Here is a 17,399-nt window from a genome sequence, read left to right as displayed (position 1 = left end):
CATGAAACGCAGACTCGGCTTAGCGGTGACGGCAGCGGTGCTGGCTGTCATCCTGCCCGTGAGCGCGGCGGGGGCCGATCCCCGCGATGACAAGAGCAAGGTCGATGACCGGGTCAAGGAGCTCCAGCAGGAGTTCGAGGGACTTGACGAGGACCTGGCCCGAGTCATCGCCGAACGCGACGCGGCGGAAGAGAAGCTGCCCGAGGCTGAGGCCGCGTCGAAGAAGGCCGACGATGCGCTGAGTGAGGCCATTGAGACGGATGACGCCATGGCCGCTCGACTCACCTCGGCGGAGAATGCACAGTCGGATCTCAAGACCTCGATCAAGGACGGCGCGGAGGAGATCGACAAGCACAGGACTTCGGCCGCGCGCATCGGGCGTCAGGCATATCAGAACTCGGGCATCACCTCTGACCTGGCGATGCTGCTGCAGATGGCCGAGGGGACAAGCGCCGACGGTGGAATCGGGCGCGTGGACTCCGCCGTCCGATCACAGCAGCGCACGATCGACAACCTCTCCGAGCAGCGAGCGGTCAACAAGAACAACGAAGAGCGCCTCTCGGGTGTCACCGATGAGATTTCGGACCTCAAAGACGAAGCCGCCGAGGCGGTGCTGGCCAAAGAGGCCGCACAGATCGACGCGAAGAAGAAGTCCGACAGTCTCAACGACATCATCTCCGCGAAGGACGATGCGGAGAAGACGATCTCTGACAACAAAGCCACGACCGAGGAACAGCTGCAGAAGGAACAGGACGAGCAGGACCGGCTGGCGAAGAAGGTTCGCGAGTGGGAGAAGGAGCAGGAGAAGAAGGGCAAGTTCGTCTATGGTGACGGAGAGCTGGCCAATCCAGCTGAGGGCTATCCCATCACCTCGCCTTTCGGATACCGCATCCACCCGATCACCGGTGCGAAGAAGCTGCACTCGGGCACCGACTTCGGCGTCCCCTGCGGCACCCCGATCAAGGCCGCCGGCGACGGCATCGTCGTAACCTCGGGGTGGACAGGCGGCTACGGCAACCGCGTCGTCATCTCCCACGGAAAGATCAAGGGCGACTCGATCGCCTCGACGTACAACCACAACACGGACCTCAAGGTCCACGATGGGCAGAAGGTGAAGAAGGGCCAGGTCATCTCGGATTCGGGTACGACCGGCGCATCCACGGGCTGCCACCTGCACTTCGAGGTCATGAAGAACGGCGGCTACGTCGATCCGATGCCCTACATCTCCTGACCGCAGCCGATTGAGCGCGGCTTCGCCGAGGTGACCCTTCGGCAGTCGGCACCATGGCCTTTCGCACGCGATATCATTGAGATAGAATTGTCGGTCTGCGTGTCTACGCGGTTGAGCAGTCTTCTGAGACTGAAAGCTGCGGCCGGACACACTGATCCGAGACAGAGGGAGGAGGCCGGTCATGCCGAAGGAAACTGGCAAGAAAGTCATCGCGAGGAACCGCAAGGCGCGCCACGACTATCTCATCGAAGATACGTGGGAGGCCGGTCTCGTGCTGAGCGGAACCGAAGTGAAGTCACTGCGAGAGGGCAGGGCGTCGCTGACCGACGGGTTTGCGCTGATCTTCCAGAACGAAGCGTGGCTTGAGGGCGTCTACATTCCCGAGTACGCACAGGGGACATGGACGAACCACACTGCTCGCCGACGCCGGAAGCTGCTGTTGCACCGCGAGGAGATCCTGCGGATATCGCAGAAGGTCAAGGAGTCCGGGCGCACCCTCATTCCGCTGGAGCTGTACTTCGACGGATCTCGCGTCAAGGTCGAGATCGCGTTGGCCAAGGGCAAGCGCGAATGGGACAAGCGTCAGGCCCTGCGTGAAGCGCAGGATAAGCGTGAGGCTGAGCGGGCGATCAAGTCCAAGCAGTTCCTCTGAATCGGTTCCTCTGACACCGAAGATCTGACTGAATTCCCGTCCGCGGGAATGCAATTGGGTCGTGTGGTGTTGTGGGAGTATGCTGGTTATTCTGGTCGGCGCGTGAACCTGTTTGCGCAGGTGGATGAGCTGGGCAGATTTGGTAAAAGAATATGGGGATGATCGGTTTCGACGTCGGACACTGCGACGGGAGAAGCGGGCCGAGAATGTAGAGTCATCTCGTTAATGTCCTCTGCAAAACAATAGGTGCTAAGTCTAATAACCGCACCGATTTCGCCCTCGCTGCCTGATTAGGCCGAGCTGCGAATCCGTCAGTCTAGAGTTGCTTCCACTCTAGGTCCTGGCGTCGCTTAGGGAGCCACTGCTTCAGATATTCGTTGAGGGTATCTGAGGGACTTTTACTCAACTCCGTTCGTTGGTCCACATGTTCGTGTGAGGGCCAGAACCTAAGAAACTACTTCACGAACTGCGCCCGGAGAAGTCCTGACAATCTGCCGACGGACGCGGGTTCGATTCCCGCCATCTCCACTTCAATGCCCTGGGTTCCTTGTGAACCCAGGGCATTTTCTGTTGGTTCCCGGCACTCTTGATCCAGGCAATCGTCTCTCCCCGACCCCCAGAACACAAATGATCAGGACTGTACGACCAAATGATCAGGACTGTACGACTCTGGCAATTTGATTGTCTGAGTGGCGAGGACCTGGATACGTCAGCACCGATCTCTACGAGTTCACACGGATGACTTCCTCCTGATACGGCGCAATGACCGCACCCGAGATCCGCAGGTCGAGCACCAGGAACCTCCGTTCGTCGACCGGAATCTCTTTCCATTCGTTGACGACTTCGAGGTCGGCCAGCGAGTGGACGGCAACACCGTGCCCTCCGGCGGCGCTGCCCAGCGCTGCGAAGTCGATCTCATCGATGAGCATCGGTGCCTTATTCAGGCCCTTGAGTCCGTAAAGATTCACCTCGGCACCATAGGCGGCGTCATTGAAGACGACGGCCATGCCGCGGCCCCCGGCTGAACGGATTGCGGTATCAAGGTCGGACAGCGCCATGGCGCCGCCCCCGTCGCCGGTGGTGAGAACGATCGTCGAATCCTGATTGGCGCGTGCCGCCCCTGCAACGCTGTGCCAGCCGAGCCCGATCGACTGGAACGCCGTGCCGACCATCGCCAGACGGTCGGGTGCGCTGGGCTCCCAGAACATGTTCGCCCACGCGATGAAGTGACCGCCGTCGGAGACCACGACTCGGGCCTCTGGCATCAGCTCTCCGAGTCGTGCAGCGGCAGCACGAGGGTCCAGGCGACCATCCTCGGCGAACTCCGTACCCATTTCGTGGGCCCGGTCAGCGGCCGTATCCACGGTCTCGCGCCACCCGCTCGCTACCGCACCCGAGGCCTCCAGCCGTGTGACCAACTCGCCCGCAGCAAGCTTGACATCGCTGCGGATGAAACCGCCGACCCGGGCATTCGTGGCCCGATCATCGGTGTCGATCTGCCAGACCGCTGTCGACGGGTGGAACAGCTCGCCGAATCGCATCGTGAACTGGTTGAGTGAAGCCCCGAGGACGACGGCGATGTCCGCCTCGCGGATTCGCTCCATGGCCTCAGGGGCACCGAATCCTCCGGCCACGCCGAGGTCATAATCGGCATCTGGGAATACATTGCGGCCAAGGGCAGTAGTCGTAGTCAACGCCCCTGTGGCTTCTGCCAGGGCACCGAGCTCGGCCTCTGCACCTGCCAACCACGCACCTCGGCCGGCCAGAAGGATCGGTCGTTCCGCCTCGGCGAGGGCAGCCGTCAGACGATCGAGCGAGGTCTGTGAGAACTCGGACGCCGGCGCCAGGGGAGCGGGTCGTCCGGGTCCCGGAACCGAGGGAATCTCACCGATGTCGAGGGTTGCGACATCGTAGGGGATCGCGAGGACAACGGGCACTCGGTACGTCAGCGCGTGCTCGATTGCGGTGACAGTCGCGGCCGCCGCATCGACGCGCCCGACGGTATAGGTGCGCACGCCCACCGCCGAGGCCATCGCGATCTGGTCGACGTCCCAGGGACGCGGACCGGACGTTGGCTCGTCACCGACGACAAGGACGAGTGGAACCTTGGCCTGCGCGGCTTCCGCCAGCGCAGTGAGGGTGTTTGTGAACCCGGCGCCGTAGGTGGTGGTGGCCGCGGCGATTCTGCCGGAGGTGCGGAAATGCGCATCGGCGGCAACGACGGTGCCGGCTTCGTGCCGAACGGCAGTGTAGGTCGCCGAGGTGGAGGTCAGAAGAGCATCGAGGAAGTAGGCGTTGCCGTTGCCCATGAGTCCGAAGACTTCATCGATGTGGTGGGCCAGAGTGTGAGCGACGTGTGCCGAGGTGTGAGCCATCAGGGGCCTTTCGCGGATGAGAGATATGGAAGAGAACGATCCATATATGTCTCACACGCGGGTCCCGCGGCTTCGCGCTCCTTTTTCGAGCACCGGCTTTTCGGCAGCAACCGGATTCGACGTTGGCACCGGCCTGACCATTCGAATATAGATGAAAGCGGGCCGGTCGTCCAAGTTCTGCTGGTCCACATGGAGCCAGCTGCACCGAGAAACGGGACGAGCGTCGAAAAACGCACGCGCGCATGAGAGATTCGACGCAGCGTGCGTTTTTCGATGGCGGCTCCGCAGCACAGCCAGCTGTGGGTCTGCTGGTGGCTGGGTGCCTGCTACCTGTTCAGTCGTTCCTTCCATGCGGCCATGACCTCCGGTGGTGTCGGTTTCGATACCAGGGAGCCGATGACGTATCCGAGCAGTGATGCGATGAGGCCCAGGTAGATGGCTTCGTTCGAGTAGATGCCCATCGTGATCATGATGACGATCGTGGTGAGCGAACCCAGGATCATGCCCGCCATGACGCCGATGATGTTTCCGCGTTTGAAGATCAGCCCACCGAGGATGGGGATGAAGAGTCCGGCCACCAGCAGGTTGTAGGCGACCGTCAGCGCCTCGACGACGCTGGGCATGATCATCGCAAGGATGAGGGTGACGATGCCGAGTCCGATGAGGTAGATGCGAGAATCACGGATCTCGTCTCCGGTTTCGCGGACCAGCGATTTCACGAGCGTCGACTTCGTCGCCCCGCCGGAGCTGAGAGGAGAAACGTCGCCGTGCACCGAATTGGCTGCCTCAGCTGTCCCGGCTCCGCTGGTGTCCCCGGCCGCCTCGGCTGCCCTGGTTCCGCCGGCTTCCCCGGCCTCACCGGCCGAATCAGCCGGCACCGGAACGATGTCCTTGCGAGCAAGCAGGGGTTCGACGATGTCCTGGCGGCACACTGTCGCAGCCGCCATGAGCGAGCCGGAGGCTGTCGACATCATTGCTGCCAATGCCGCGGCGAGGACTAATCCGCCCAGCAGGGGCGACATCGCAGCATCGACGACGGCGACGAACACATCGTCTTGGACTTCGATGCCGGGCACGATCTTCGTGGCGGCCATGCCGATGAGCGCACCGGCCACGGCGTAGAGGAGGCAGTAGACGCCAGCCGACAGACCGCCCCACCTGGCCACGCCGGGGCTGCGTGCAGTGAACACCCGCTGCCAGATGTCCTGTCCGATGAGCAGTCCCAGAGTGTAGATGAGGATATAGCCGAGAATTGCCTGCCAGCCGATGCCCACCGGGCTGGTCTGCTCGGCCGGGAGCGATGAGAACAGCTCTCCGATGCCACCGGACTTGCTCAGCACGATCGGCAGCATGATGAGGAAGATGCCGATGGTCTGGATGAAGAACTGCACGAAGTCGGTCAGCGTGATCGACCACATTCCGCCGAGCATCGAGTAGAGGATGACGATTCCACCACCGATGAGCACGGACCAGAACTTATTGATGTCGAAGAGCGCGTGGAAGATCGTCGCATAGGCGACCGTCGACGTCGTGGAGATCATCAGCCCGTAGGCGGTCATGATCGCGCCCGAGACCAGGCGGGAGCCCTTTCCGTAGCGCAGCTCCAGCATCTGTGAGACCGTGTAGATCTCCAGCTTCTGGATCCTCGGGGCGAAGAACAGCGAGAGCGCGATGATGCCCAGGCCGATGCTGAAGACCAGCCACATCCCGGACAGCCCCGAGGTGTACCCGAGGCCGACGCCGCCGATAGTCGAGGCCCCGCCGAGGACGACCGCGGACATCGTGCCCGTGTACAGCCACCCGCCCAGGCGGCGGCCCGCGACGAGGAAATCGTCCTGATTCTTCGCCTTGTACCGGCCCCAGATTCCGAACCCCACCATGGCGGCGAGATAGATGATGACGACTAGAGAGTCCACGTCGACCCTTTCTTAGTTGGCTGCATGAGCAATCGGCTCAACGGGTGCTTCAGCACCCGAGTGTGATGTGAATGGTGGTGGGAACGGTCCGGTCGAGCGCCTCAGCCACGGCGGTCGGGAGCAGCTCGTCGATGTCGGACTCAGCGATCGTCGCCCCTGACCCACCCATGGACCGGCCCAGGGCCGCGAAGTCGGGACGGGTGAGTCTGACCGCGAACGGCTCGATCGTCCGGTCGACCATCTGAGCCTCGATTTCGGCGTACCCGCCGTTGTCGACGATGACGAAGGGAATCCCCAACCCCAGCTCGCCCGCCGTCATCAGCTCCTGGATGGAGAACATGGCAGCTCCATCTCCCAGGATGCAGGCGACCGGACGCGCACTGTCGGCCAGCTTTGCCCCGATGGCAGCAGGAATACCGTAGCCCAAGGTCGCAAAACCGGGCATGTAGAGCAGCTGATCGGGTGTGCTGGCCGTCAGCGCGTGCACCGACCCGTCGTAGGTGACCTGGGATGAGTCCCCGGCGACGACAACAGAGGGTCCCGCACCCTGTTCGACGAGGCGAGTGACACGAGCGCCGATGGACTCGAAGTCGAAGTCCGAACCCCAGGAGGCTCGGATCTCCTGAACGCGTTCGGCTCCGCCTCCTGTGGGGGTGACTTCTCTCGCCGAGGTGGTCGTGGGCGCGTTCTGGTCCAGCTCGGTCATCAGCGCGGTGAGGAATTCTCCCGCATCGGCGCAGGCGAGGATGTCCCCGCCGAGGTTCTTGCCCAGCTGGTCGGGGTCGATATCGCAGCGAATGACGACCTGTGTGGAGGCTTCGTCGCGGATGCCGGCCGATGTCTGGGCGCCGATGAGTCCGCCCCAGAGGTCGGAGTCGGCGAGTTCGGAGCCGAGGACGATGAGCACATCGGCTGCCGCGGACTCGGCTTGAACGCTGGGGAAGCGAACGTTGGAGCCCAAAGACAGCGGGTGGTCCTCGGAGATGATGCCCTTGCCATTGGCGGTTGTGGCCACCGGGGCATCGAGTTCCTCCGCGAAGGCCCTGACCTCGGCGCTCGCCTTGCGGGCCCCGCCACCGGCGACGATGAGCGGACGAGTGGCACCGCCCACCGCCTCGGCGGCACGAGAGATGACTCGCGGGTCCAGACCCGGACGGCGGCCCGGGATCTGCGTCGGAACACTGCCGTTCCAGACGCCCTCGAGCACGTCGAGGGGCACCTCGATGTGAACGGGACCCGGGCGTGAGGAGGAGAACATGGCGAACGCTTCGGCGACGGCCTGCGCAGCACCCTCGGCCGTGCGGGTGCGCTGAGAGGAGACCAGCAGGCGGTTCAGCGCCCCGGAGGAATCCTTTGTCTCATGGAGCATTCCGACATCGGCGCGCTCAAGCCCGGTGGGAACACCGGGGGAGAGGATGAGCATCGGGCGTGACTCCGCATAGGCAGTCGCCGCGGCCGTGATGACATTCGTCAACCCCGGACCCGAGGTGGTGATGACGACTCCGGGTTTGCCGGAGACGAGGAAATATCCGTCGGCACCGTAGCCGGCACCCTGCTCGTGGCGGGGTGTAATGGCACGGATTCCGAATTCGCTCAGGTGTCGGTAGAACTCGAGGTTGTGTGTGCCGGGAATTCCGAAGATCGTGTCGACGCCGTGCGCGGCCAGGGTCGCGATGACGGCCCGGCCGCCGTTGCGGAACTCCTCGCCAGGCGCGATGTTCTTGTCATCTGCCATCTTCAGACCCCGAGGGCTTCGCCGCTGGGGCCCGAAGGACCGGTGAGACCATTGGCCTCGGCAGCCCACAGGGAGAGCATTTCGTAGCCGACATGGGCCGCGGCGAGTCCGGTGATCTCGGCATGGTCATAGGCGGGCGCCACTTCGACGATCTCGGCTCCGACGACATTGAGCCCCTGGAGTCCGCGAATCGAGTTGAGCAGTTCGCGGCTCGTCATGCCGCCTGCCTCGGGGGTGCCTGTGCCGGGGGCGGCAGCAGGGTCGAGGACGTCGATGTCGACGGACAGGTAGACGGGTGCATCGCCGAGTCGTCTGCGCATCCGAGCCACGACTTCCTGGACGGACGTGAACTGGTAGTCGTCGCTGCGGATGATCTGGAATCCGAGCACAGCGTCGTCTTCCAGGTCTTTTTCGCCGTAGAGCGGTCCGCGGATGCCGACATGCATACAGGACTCGAGGTCGAGCAGACCTTCTTCGCTGGCGCGGCGGAACGGGGTGCCGTGCGTGTACGGGGCACCGAAGTAGGTGTCCCAGGTGTCGAGGTGGGCGTCGAAGTGCAGGACCGCGATCTTGCCGTGCGTCTTGTGCAGGGAACGCAGGTTCGGCAGGGCCAGTGTGTGGTCGCCGCCGAGTGTGAGCAGCTTGGCCCCATCAGCACGCATCTCATCGGCGGTCCGTTCGACTTCGGTGATGGCCTCTTCGATGTCGAAGGGGTTGACGCCAAGGTCACCACAGTCGGCGACCTGCTGCCAGGTGAACGCGTGGACGTTCGTTGCCTGGTTGTAAGGGCGCAGCAGTTTGGAGGACTGGCGGATGTGGGCGGGGCCGAATCGTGCGCCCGGACGGTAGCTGACGCCGGCGTCGAAGGGGACGCCGAGGATCTTGACGTCGATCTTCTCACCTGGTCGCTGTGCTTCGACCTCGTCGATGCGCGGGAGCAGACCGAAGGTCGGTGGCCCCGCGAAACGTGGTGTCTGGCTGTAATCGGCGGGTCCAATGGGCTGAGTCGACATCGGCTCTCCTTTGAATTCGTGAATGTTCTCTGTGGTGCGTGATTGCCATCAGCCTAGGACGTGGCTCACACAACGCGAATATCCAGAATGGAGGATTTGGAAATGTAGATATCCATTGCGGATAGTATGGATCTCATGGTCACCTTGGGTCAGCTCTGGGCACGTCAGGAACTCGCGCTCGACGTCGTCGTCGATTCTCCGAGCGCCGGATCGGCCGATGTCACGATCGTGCACTCCTCGGAGCTGCCCGCGGTTGACGAATGGTTGGCCGGAGGAGAGGTTCTGCTCACGATCGGCGTCGGTCAGGACCTTGGCGGCGAGGGCGTGGGCGACTATGTCGGGCGCCTCAAGCGTGTGGGGGTCCTTGCGCTCGGCATCGGCCTTGGCTCCGCTTTGCCGTGGCAGGCGCTTCCACCGGCGCTGATCGAGCACGCAGAAGCTCAGGAGCTTCCACTGTTCGGGGTCCCCGAACCTGTTCCTTTCGTCGCGGTCGTCGATGCCTTCACCAGAATGCGTGAGGAGGAGACGAACCGAGAGCTCACCCGGGCCAGCAGTGCGGGACGGCGGTTCGCCACCGACCTCGCGCATCAGGGTCCCGCCGCGCTTGTCGCAGATCTGGCCAGCACTCTGGGGACGGACGTTCGGTTCGTCTCACCCACAGGCAGGGGGCTGACCGGCACCGATGCCGAGAACCTTGTGCGGCATGACCTGATTGCCGAAGCTCTCAAACCCTCGATGGCGCCGCGTCTTCTGCGTACTGAGGTGGAAATCGTCGAAGCCGTTCCGGTCGGAGACGAGCAGGTTCGAGGATGGATCCTCGCCCCCGCCGAGGTGGCCGGCAATCCGCGCACCCGTGGACTGCTGCTTTCCACTGCAGCGGCACTGTTGAGTCTGAACATCACAGAGGTCCCGCCTCGGCGATCGGATTCACAGCTCTTCACGACTCCCTTGACGGCAGGACAGGCTCGGGCCGAGTGGGTGCGCGAGACCGGCCTGGCTCCGGTCTCACGAGTGAAGTTCACGGTCTTCGGCAATGTGCGAGGTGGGGTCCCGGAGACGCTGCTGGGTGATCTGGGTGATGGAACTCTCCTGGTCCGTGCCGGTTCGATGCTCGGGGTCATCGAACCCGGTACCCAGAGGGCGTACCAGAGCCGTCTCGATGCGGCCGAACTGGCAGCGGGTCATGCGAGTACGGTCGATCGGGTTGCGGAGGTCACCGGACTCGACAAGCTGTTTGCGAAGATGATCCCACTGACTCAGGTCCACCACACGTGGACCGTGTGGCGAACGCAGCACGAAAGTGCGACCTCGGATGTGCGGGCACTGCTGTCGTCGATCGATGAGTCAGCGGCGCAGAGATTCGTCGACCGAGTGCTGGGCACGCTCCTTGCTTCACGCGACGAACAGGACCTGCTGCTGACGCTGCGAGCCTTCATCGCAGCAGGAGGAGTGCGGGATGCGGTCGCAGCTGAACTCGGCATCCACCGCCACACAGTGCGTGCACGAATGGCGAAGATCGAGACGCTGTTGGGCCGCGACCTCACCCGGGCGGAATCGGTTCAAGCCGTGGCCTTGGCCCTTGAGCTCGCAGAACTCTGAGAGGCGTCCCGGGCCGGTCCAGCCAGCTCGATGTGCTTAGTCGAAGTGCTCGGAGTAGAAGGCTGCGGCGACCGCGAGGACACGGTCGAGCCCTTCTTGTTCACCGATGCTGATACGCACCCCGTCGCCGAGGTTGCGTACCGCAACGGCCTGCTCGACGCAGGCATCTTCAAAGGCTGAGGACAACTGGCCAAGGGGCAGCCACACGAAGTTCCCCTGCGCCTCAGGCACGTCCCAACCCTGGTCGCGCAGCGCGTGGGCGAATTCATCGCGAACGGCAGCGATCTCCTTGGCCCGGACGTCGACCTCCTCGCTGTGACGCAGTGATTCAAGTGCGGCCGCCTGGCTGATATCGGTGACACCGAAGGGGATGACGGCTTTCAGCAGACCTTGGATCACGGCTGTGTGAGCGAGGGCGTATCCGACCCGCAGGCCCGCCAGGGCGTGAGCCTTGGAGAAGGTCCTGACCAGAACGACATTGGGATGATCGGCCACTAGGTCGACGCCATTGACGAGGCCCTCGGCGGTGGCGAACTCCCAATAGGCCTCGTCGAGGGCGACGAGCACATGGTCTGGCACCTGCGTGAGGAACTGCCGGACCTCATCGTCGCGAAGTGCTGGTCCCGTCGGATTGTTCGGGGAGCAGAGAATGATGAGACTGGTTCGATCGGTGATCGCCGCCGCCATGGCGTCCAGATCGTGTCGACCGTCGTCGCGTACCGGCACCTCGATCCGTTTCGACCCGGCCAGCCCTGTCGTCTGGGGATACATTTCGAATGACGGCCAGGGATAGATCGCTTCCGTGGTGGCGTCCGAAGTGATCTGGGTCAGTGCCACGAGCAGTTCGCTGGCGCCGGTGGTCACGACGAGTTCATCGATGCTCACGCCCAGGCGCTCGGCCAGTTCGGTGCGCAGCGCCAGTGCTCCGTCATCGGGGTACACAGCGGGGTTCTTCGCGTGAGCGACCATGGCGTCGGTGACCGCCGGCAGCGGCTCGAGGTAGTTTTCGTTCGAGGACAGCTTGAACGAGGCGAGCCCGTCGATTCGCTTGGGCGCCTTCCCCGGAACATACGGCGGGAATGTCTTCAGTGAGGCCCGCAGCCGAGGGGTCGAAGTGCTGCCAGCAGAGGTGTCCGGAGAGTTCATGGACTCATGATTTCATAGGTGCCTCACCACGGTTTGTCCGGGGCGGAACGGCCCCCGTCTCCGCCGGGCCCCTGCTGGCGCTGCTGACGTTCCGAGTCCTCGCCGCGTTCCTTCAGCTTGTCGCGCTTCTTCTGCTCTTCGGACTTCCCCTCCGAGTCGTCGGATTTCTCCTCGCCTTCGCCGGAGTCCTGACCTTCGTCCTTCTTCTTCGAGTCATCTCCGGAGTCGCCGTTCTTCGGATCCTCGCCCTCGGACCCATCGGAGTCGTCGCTCTCGGAGCCTTCCTGCTTCGACTTCTCTCCGGCCTTCTTGTCTTCCACGCGCTTCTTCGCTTCTTCGCTCTTCTGCTTCTCTTCGCTCTTCTTGGGCTGGCATTCCTCTGGAGCATCTTCCAAGGTCTGCAGCGACTGGTCGTAGAGTTCGTCCGACTGTCCTGGATCTTGGTCCGCGACCTCGTCGGCGAGCTTCTCATACACGTAGGACAGGTTGATCCTCACGGCACATTCGTCACGGACAGGGGTGATCTCAAGAGCGGATTCGAGGTCTGACTGCGCCGGTTCGAAATCGCCGACGGCCGCCTCTGCGGTGCCGCGGTTGTAATAGCCGATATGGCGTTGGATCGGGCTGAGTGTGAGGAACGCGGTCGAGGCCTTCTTCGCTCCAGGGAAATCATTCGACGCGTAGCGAACCTGAGATGCTGCGCCGAAGTAGAGGGTCACAGCCACATAGCCGAACACGAGGAGGAGGACGGATCCGATGATGAGGTTGACGCGCGAGAGCCTGCGCATCGTCGACCAACTGCGAGTGATCCGGTTCATGACCGTCCTCCTCGTGGTTTGGGCGCAATCGTGCGCAACCGCAGCAGCTCGCGGACGCCGAAGACCATTTCGACCGCGATCCATGCGAACACGAGAAGCAGGGGGACCCAGAAGTATTCGTCGACGGTGACCCGCCCATCCTTCTTGACCAGCGCCTGATCGTACTTCGGTGCCGTGTACACGCTCGACATTGAGGCCCCGCCGTCACGGTGGTGGTACTTCACACCGAGGTCATTCGCGATCTGTCTGAGGTTCGTCTCGTCGATCGTTGAGATCCCAGGATTGCCCTGTCCGTCGAGGATGTACTCGCCGTCCGTTCCTGCGGACCCGTCACCGTCTCCGGTCCCGCCGGTGTCACCAGGATCACCGAGGCCGGGGCCCCCGCCTGAACCCGCACCGTAGCCGAATGGCTGGGATTCCTTCATCTTTCCGCCCTGAGACGTTCCGTAGCCGAACACCGCGCCGCTGTCGATGCGGGAGGCGAAGGATGACCACGAGTCGACGGGGGACTCGGAGGTCTGCTCGCCGTCGCCGAAGTAGAAGACGAGGCTCTTGTTGTCCGGACGATCTTCCTGATTGGACTTCATCCGCTTGTCCAGCTCAGCGCCCGCCTCGGTGATGGAGGATCCGTTCGAGTTCAGCGACATCTCCGGACTGAGGACATCGACGGCGGAGGCGAACGCCGTATGGTCGGTCGTCAGAGGCATGACCGTCGATGCGGTCGAGGCGAAGGAGATGATGCTCATCCTGGTGCCGGGGAGCTGCTCTGCCAGCTCCAACATGTCCTTCTTGACCCCTTCCAGTCGGGTCTTGTCACCGTCATAGTCCTCGGCGGCCATCGAAGTCGTCGTATCGACGAGGAAGTAGACGTCGGCGGCTGCCTCGTATTCCTCGGTCGAGGATTTGATGGGAATGCCCGGTCGGGCCAGGGCGAGTGCGAGCACGGCGACGATGCCCATGCGTGCGAACCATTTCCAGCGAGGTCCATCCCCGCGCACTGCCGGGATGATGCACACGGTCAGCAGGGCGAGGACGAGGAAGCCCCATCCGAACCAGGTGAAGACGGGATCGAAGATCATGATTTCGTCCTCCAAGCCAGAACGAAGACACCGGCGAGGCCGAAGACTGCGATTCCGAGGGGAACTGCGGGCATGTCATGGACGACGGTGTAGGAACGGCCCGGAGTGTTCTCGGCCTCCTGACTTTGGATCTCTGCGACGATCCGATCGATCGTCGATGCCGAACCCATGTCGAACTGTTTGCCTCCGGTGCGATCGGAGACCGACTTCAGTTCCTTTGTCTGCGGGTTCGTGAGCACCGACGGGGGAGAGAGGCTGTAGACCCTGACCTCGGAGTCCACAGCAATGTCGGTGGCTTCGTCGAGGTCGAACAGAGGGTCACCGGCAAGCATATTGTCGGTGGCGAAGATGATCGAACGAGACCGATCTTCGTCCTGACGGTCGAAATTGTCCACGCAGGAGACGAGTCCGTCTCCGATGAGAGAAGAACCGCCGATGTTGGGAGGCGAGGTCGACCAGGAGTAATCGGTGCCTTCAGAGCCCCAGGTGCGGAAGCCCTCCTCGGCTTCCTCGAGATAGTTCTGGACCATGTCGTAGTCATCGGTGAGCGGGAAGGCGGAGACAGCGGTCGAGTTGAACACGGTCATTCCGATGCGTTCACCGTCGAATCGGTCGACGAGCTCCTGGTAGGCCTCGAGGAGGTCGGCGTCATAGCCGAGCATCGAACCGGACACGTCGAGGCAGAGCATGACATCTCGCAGCTTCTTCTCCGGGTTGACGGTCTCGACCCAGGCGGGGCGAGAGATCCCTGCGAGGGTGGAGAGACCGGTGAGGGCGATGACGGCGAGGAAGGCGACGGTCGTCATCAGGCGGGTCCGCATGGCTTTGCGGAAGCTGGGCAGGCTTGTCATTCGACCGCTGTGCGCCACGGCCAGTGACGACGCGGTGGCCTTGGGTCTGCGGAAGAAGAAGACTGCTGCCGCGGCAAGCACGAGGAGGATGAGGGCCAGCCACCAGAACATCAGGACCATCGGGTCACCAGCTTTCTGGCGCCGGCGATCTGGGGCCCCAGATCATCGGCATCGTCCTCGGCGAACTCTGCTTCGTAGAGGCCAGACAAGGACTCCGCGAGGTCGTCGAGGCCGGCCACAGCTGCATCTCGGTAGGTGAGGTGTTCGGCCTTGACGCCCCATGCGTGATGGGCGAACTCGCGCACGATCTTCGCCAGTTCCCGAGCCGAATCGCGGACATCGGCTTCACCCGCATCCAGTTTCGACTCGACCGCGCCGATCCGAGACATGTAGGTGCTGCGAACAGGGATGGGAATCCGCGGTCGGGACTTCATCCCTGATCCGGCCGCCGCGCGCAGCAGCGGAGCGAACAGATTGAGGGCGGCGGCCAGCAGAACCACGGCGGCGGCGACATACCACCAGACCGAGATCTGCAGGGGGCCGACGAGCTCAGCGGGGCCCACGGCGGTGCCTCAGCAGAAGAGTGTGGAGATTGCCCAGGGCTTGGTCCGGATGGGCGATTTCGGTGTGTGAGATTCCGAGCTTCGAGAGCAGGTCGATTCGGTGCTGCCTGCGGCTTGCTTCCGCAGCGAGGAATTCATTGCGTACGTTCGGGTTGGCCATCACTGAGGTGGGCAGACCGACATCAGGGCGGGAGACATCGAACGGCGCCGAGGTGGCCGGCAGCTGTGCCAGGTCCGCGTCGGTGATCGTGATCCACAGGATCTCGTGCTGTGCACGCAGACGTTTGATTGTGGCTTCCTCCTTCTCGCCGAGCGGAGCCTGGTCGGAGATGACGACCACAAGCATCCGGTGATTGATGTGCGAGGCGATCCACTGCAGCTGCTCATCGATCGAACCGTCGCCGTCGGTGCCCGCCTCGGCGAGGATCTGCTGCAGAAGGTTCTCCAAGTGGGCTTCGCTGCCCTTGCGGGGGGACGCGGTGGTGCGTTGTGCGCTGCCGTGGATGAGCATCACGTCATCTCCGTGGCGTACGGCGAGGTATCCGGTCATGCCGGCCATGAGGATCGCGAGCTGTCGCTTGTCGACCCCGGCCGAGGTCACGGCGTCGAAGTTCCGGGACGAGTCGACGACGAGCGCGAGAATGTGCCTGCGGTGGGCGACATAGCGTTTGACCAGCGGGTTCGAGTGTCGGGCCGTGGCCTTCCAGTCGATGTCGCGGATCTCGTCGCCGGGAATGTAGTCGCGCAGGTCGTCGAAGTCGAGGCTGTGCCCGTGGAAGACAGAGGAATAGTCCCCGTCGAGGAGCCTGCGGGTTCGACGGTGCGCGTGGATGGTCATCCGCGCTTTGATCCGATTGAGCAGAGCAGTCATCGATGCACCCGATCAGGGAGTGGGGACGGCCATGAGGAGGGCATCGACGACCTGTGCGCTCGTGATGTTCTCCGCTGCGGCTTCGAAGTTGAGTTGGATGCGGTGAGCGAGGATTCGGTGGGCCAGATCCTTGATGTCTTCGGGGATGACGTAGTTGCGGCCTCGGATCATCGCCAGAGCTCGTCCCGCGTTGGTGAAGGCGATCGAGGCGCGGGGGCTGGCCCCATATTCGATGAAGGGAGCCAGGCGTCCCAGATATTTCGTGGTGTTCCTCGTCGCATGGACGAGTTCGACAAGGTATCGGGTGATCGACGGGTCGACGTAGATGGTGCGTGCATATTGCTGCAGCGTCTCCACATCTCCGAGGCTGCAGGAGGGCTTCGGGACTGAGTCGCGATCGAAGACACCCGAATCGAGTCGCGACAGGATTTCCATCTCCTCATTGGGGTTCGGATGGGTCAGGAGGTCTTTGATCATGAACCGATCGAGCTGAGCTTCGGGCAACTGGTAGGTGCCCTCCTGCTCGATCGGGTTCTGTGTGGCCATGACGAGGAAAGGACGGGGAAGTTCGAACCGCTGGCCGCCGATCGTCGTCTGCTTCTCCTGCATCGCCTCGAGCATGGCGCTCTGAGTCTTCGCCGACGAGCGGTTGATCTCGTCGAGGAGGACGATGTTGGCGTGTACCGGGCCCAGGACTGTATTGAAAGAGCCTTCTTGGGCGTTGTAGATCTGCGAGCCGATGATGTCAGCGGGCAGCAGATCGGGCGTGCACTGGATGCGGGAGAATTTTCCATCCACAGCATTGGCCAGCGCCGCCGCCGCAGTTGTCTTGGCAAGCCCGGGAACACTCTCCAGGAGAAGGTGGCCGCTGGAGAGGAGACCGATGAGCAGACTCTCGCGCAGGCGCTGCTGTCCGACGACGAAATGGTCAAGATAGGATTCCAGACCGCTCAGGATCGATTGGGCGTGTGCGATCTCTTGAGTGTTGGCGGGTGCCGTTGCCGTCATGGTGGTGCCTCTCGAATCTCAACTGGCTGACAGAACCAGCATATGGGTTGACCCTGACACCCGACTGGACTCTTTCGTGTCAGTACCGACACATACCATTTGAAGACCGACACACAAGTATGAAGAACAGTGCGAAACACTCAGGGGTGATGGTGGAAAGGAGGTGGGAGCGACCGTGGAGATGGGGTGGGAACGGCTGTGAAATGGGACGCCAGCGGATCGGAGAGGGAATCGAATGTGACACGCCGACGAAGTACCCACAGGGGAAAATTTTATCTGTGGACAGGTGTGGAAAACGGTCCCGAGCGTGGTGCCTGGATACGGCTCTTCGGCCTCATAGGCCAGTGTCCTCGCAGGTGATCGAACTACAACGGTGTCATTCGTGACTTGTGGATGACTGTGGACTGTTTGAGCACAGGTTGTGGATGGTCGAAAGAACACTGGTGTAACACTGGATATAGGGGTAGAGTCGACCTCGAACACAACATCTAGTGGTCACACTCGGGCATGATCTACGTGATATTCGTCATCGTCTAGGTCAT

14 protein-coding genes and 1 other RNA gene are annotated in these 17,399 nt (G+C 62.7%); 4 read left to right on the top strand and 11 right to left on the bottom strand.

Going from position 1 to position 17,399, the window contains the following annotated elements; translation table 11 throughout:
- The first annotated feature begins 1 nt into the window (after position 1).
- The 3 genes from FO013_RS15485 (at position 2) to ssrA (ending at position 2,414) form a co-directional block, all read left to right on the top strand.
- Positions 2-1,231 carry a M23 family metallopeptidase gene (locus FO013_RS15485; protein ID WP_143923456.1) on the top strand — a complete coding sequence of 410 codons (1,230 nt, stop codon included), beginning with the start codon at positions 2-4 and terminating at the stop codon, positions 1,229-1,231.
- Positions 1,232-1,412: 181 nt separating this feature from the next.
- Positions 1,413-1,883 carry an SsrA-binding protein SmpB gene (smpB, locus tag FO013_RS15480; protein ID WP_143923455.1) on the top strand — a complete coding sequence of 157 codons (471 nt, stop codon included), beginning with the start codon at positions 1,413-1,415 and terminating at the stop codon, positions 1,881-1,883.
- A 154-nt stretch (positions 1,884-2,037) separates the two neighbouring features.
- Positions 2,038-2,414, top strand: a transfer-messenger RNA (tmRNA) gene (gene ssrA, locus FO013_RS15475).
- A gap of 191 nt (positions 2,415-2,605) precedes the next feature.
- On the opposite strand, the gene FO013_RS15470 is transcribed toward ssrA, so the two are convergent.
- The 4 genes from FO013_RS15470 to speB form a co-directional block, all read right to left on the bottom strand.
- Complete coding sequence (locus FO013_RS15470) at positions 2,606-4,258, bottom strand: thiamine pyrophosphate-binding protein (protein WP_143923454.1); 1,653 nt, start codon at positions 4,256-4,258, stop codon at positions 2,606-2,608.
- Between the two features lie 326 nt (positions 4,259-4,584).
- The gene (locus tag FO013_RS15465; RefSeq protein ID WP_260848183.1) at positions 4,585-6,174 is read right to left on the bottom strand and encodes a sodium:solute symporter family protein; all 1,590 of its coding nucleotides are present in this window, start codon (positions 6,172-6,174) and stop codon (positions 4,585-4,587) included.
- Positions 6,175-6,223: 49 nt separating this feature from the next.
- The gene (locus tag FO013_RS15460) at positions 6,224-7,909 is read right to left on the bottom strand and encodes a thiamine pyrophosphate-binding protein (RefSeq protein WP_143923453.1); all 1,686 of its coding nucleotides are present in this window, start codon (positions 7,907-7,909) and stop codon (positions 6,224-6,226) included.
- Between the two features lie 2 nt (positions 7,910-7,911).
- Positions 7,912-8,922 carry an agmatinase gene (speB, locus tag FO013_RS15455; protein ID WP_143923452.1) on the bottom strand — a complete coding sequence of 337 codons (1,011 nt, stop codon included), beginning with the start codon at positions 8,920-8,922 and terminating at the stop codon, positions 7,912-7,914.
- 135 nt (positions 8,923-9,057) lie between these two features.
- Between speB and FO013_RS15450 the strand changes: the two genes are divergently transcribed.
- On the top strand, positions 9,058-10,521 hold the full coding sequence (locus FO013_RS15450; protein WP_143923451.1) for a PucR family transcriptional regulator: 1,464 nt from the start codon (positions 9,058-9,060) through the stop codon (positions 10,519-10,521).
- Positions 10,522-10,557: 36 nt separating this feature from the next.
- Here the strand turns inward: FO013_RS15450 and FO013_RS15445 are convergent, their stop codons facing one another.
- From FO013_RS15445 to FO013_RS15415, 7 genes are read right to left on the bottom strand one after another with little or no spacing between them, the layout of a single operon-like run.
- Positions 10,558-11,667: a histidinol-phosphate transaminase gene (locus FO013_RS15445; RefSeq protein WP_143923450.1), complete on the bottom strand. Its 1,110-nt coding sequence runs from the start codon at positions 11,665-11,667 to the stop codon at positions 10,558-10,560.
- A gap of 23 nt (positions 11,668-11,690) precedes the next feature.
- Positions 11,691-12,485: a tetratricopeptide repeat protein gene (locus tag FO013_RS15440; RefSeq protein WP_143923449.1), complete on the bottom strand. Its 795-nt coding sequence runs from the start codon at positions 12,483-12,485 to the stop codon at positions 11,691-11,693.
- Positions 12,482-13,564: a vWA domain-containing protein gene (locus FO013_RS15435; RefSeq protein WP_143923448.1), complete on the bottom strand. Its 1,083-nt coding sequence runs from the start codon at positions 13,562-13,564 to the stop codon at positions 12,482-12,484. Before FO013_RS15435 ends, FO013_RS15440 begins: the two co-directional genes overlap by 4 nt.
- Positions 13,561-14,535 carry a vWA domain-containing protein gene (locus tag FO013_RS15430; protein WP_143923447.1) on the bottom strand — a complete coding sequence of 325 codons (975 nt, stop codon included), beginning with the start codon at positions 14,533-14,535 and terminating at the stop codon, positions 13,561-13,563. Before FO013_RS15430 ends, FO013_RS15435 begins: the two co-directional genes overlap by 4 nt.
- Positions 14,526-14,978: a hypothetical protein gene (locus tag FO013_RS15425; RefSeq protein ID WP_143923446.1), complete on the bottom strand. Its 453-nt coding sequence runs from the start codon at positions 14,976-14,978 to the stop codon at positions 14,526-14,528. Before FO013_RS15425 ends, FO013_RS15430 begins: the two co-directional genes overlap by 10 nt.
- Positions 14,965-15,849, bottom strand: a complete 885-nt coding sequence (locus tag FO013_RS15420; protein ID WP_143923445.1) for a DUF58 domain-containing protein — start codon at positions 15,847-15,849, stop codon at positions 14,965-14,967. Before FO013_RS15420 ends, FO013_RS15425 begins: the two co-directional genes overlap by 14 nt.
- A 12-nt stretch (positions 15,850-15,861) precedes the next feature.
- Positions 15,862-16,857, bottom strand: a complete 996-nt coding sequence (locus FO013_RS15415) for an AAA family ATPase (RefSeq protein ID WP_143923444.1) — start codon at positions 16,855-16,857, stop codon at positions 15,862-15,864.
- Positions 16,858-17,399: the final 542 nt, after the last annotated feature.

The sequence above is a fragment of the Brevibacterium aurantiacum genome (assembly GCF_007558825.1).
Lineage (GTDB): Bacteria > Actinomycetota > Actinomycetes > Actinomycetales > Brevibacteriaceae > Brevibacterium > Brevibacterium aurantiacum_A.
This window is presented reverse-complemented; position numbering and strand designations above follow the sequence as displayed.

Coding starts and splice junctions, on each gene's coding strand:
- speB (WP_143923452.1), bottom strand. CDS start 8,922: ATGTCGACTCAGCCCATTGGACCCGCCGATTACAGCCAGACACCACGT.
- smpB (WP_143923455.1), top strand. CDS start 1,413: ATGCCGAAGGAAACTGGCAAGAAAGTCATCGCGAGGAACCGCAAGGCG.
- FO013_RS15435 (WP_143923448.1), bottom strand. CDS start 13,564: ATGATCTTCGATCCCGTCTTCACCTGGTTCGGATGGGGCTTCCTCGTC.
- FO013_RS15440 (WP_143923449.1), bottom strand. CDS start 12,485: ATGAACCGGATCACTCGCAGTTGGTCGACGATGCGCAGGCTCTCGCGC.
- FO013_RS15460 (WP_143923453.1), bottom strand. CDS start 7,909: ATGGCAGATGACAAGAACATCGCGCCTGGCGAGGAGTTCCGCAACGGC.
- FO013_RS15450 (WP_143923451.1), top strand. CDS start 9,058: ATGGTCACCTTGGGTCAGCTCTGGGCACGTCAGGAACTCGCGCTCGAC.
- FO013_RS15470 (WP_143923454.1), bottom strand. CDS start 4,258: ATGGCTCACACCTCGGCACACGTCGCTCACACTCTGGCCCACCACATC.
- FO013_RS15430 (WP_143923447.1), bottom strand. CDS start 14,535: ATGGTCCTGATGTTCTGGTGGCTGGCCCTCATCCTCCTCGTGCTTGCC.
- FO013_RS15420 (WP_143923445.1), bottom strand. CDS start 15,849: ATGACTGCTCTGCTCAATCGGATCAAAGCGCGGATGACCATCCACGCG.
- FO013_RS15415 (WP_143923444.1), bottom strand. CDS start 16,857: ATGACGGCAACGGCACCCGCCAACACTCAAGAGATCGCACACGCCCAA.
- FO013_RS15445 (WP_143923450.1), bottom strand. CDS start 11,667: ATGAACTCTCCGGACACCTCTGCTGGCAGCACTTCGACCCCTCGGCTG.
- FO013_RS15485 (WP_143923456.1), top strand. CDS start 2: ATGAAACGCAGACTCGGCTTAGCGGTGACGGCAGCGGTGCTGGCTGTC.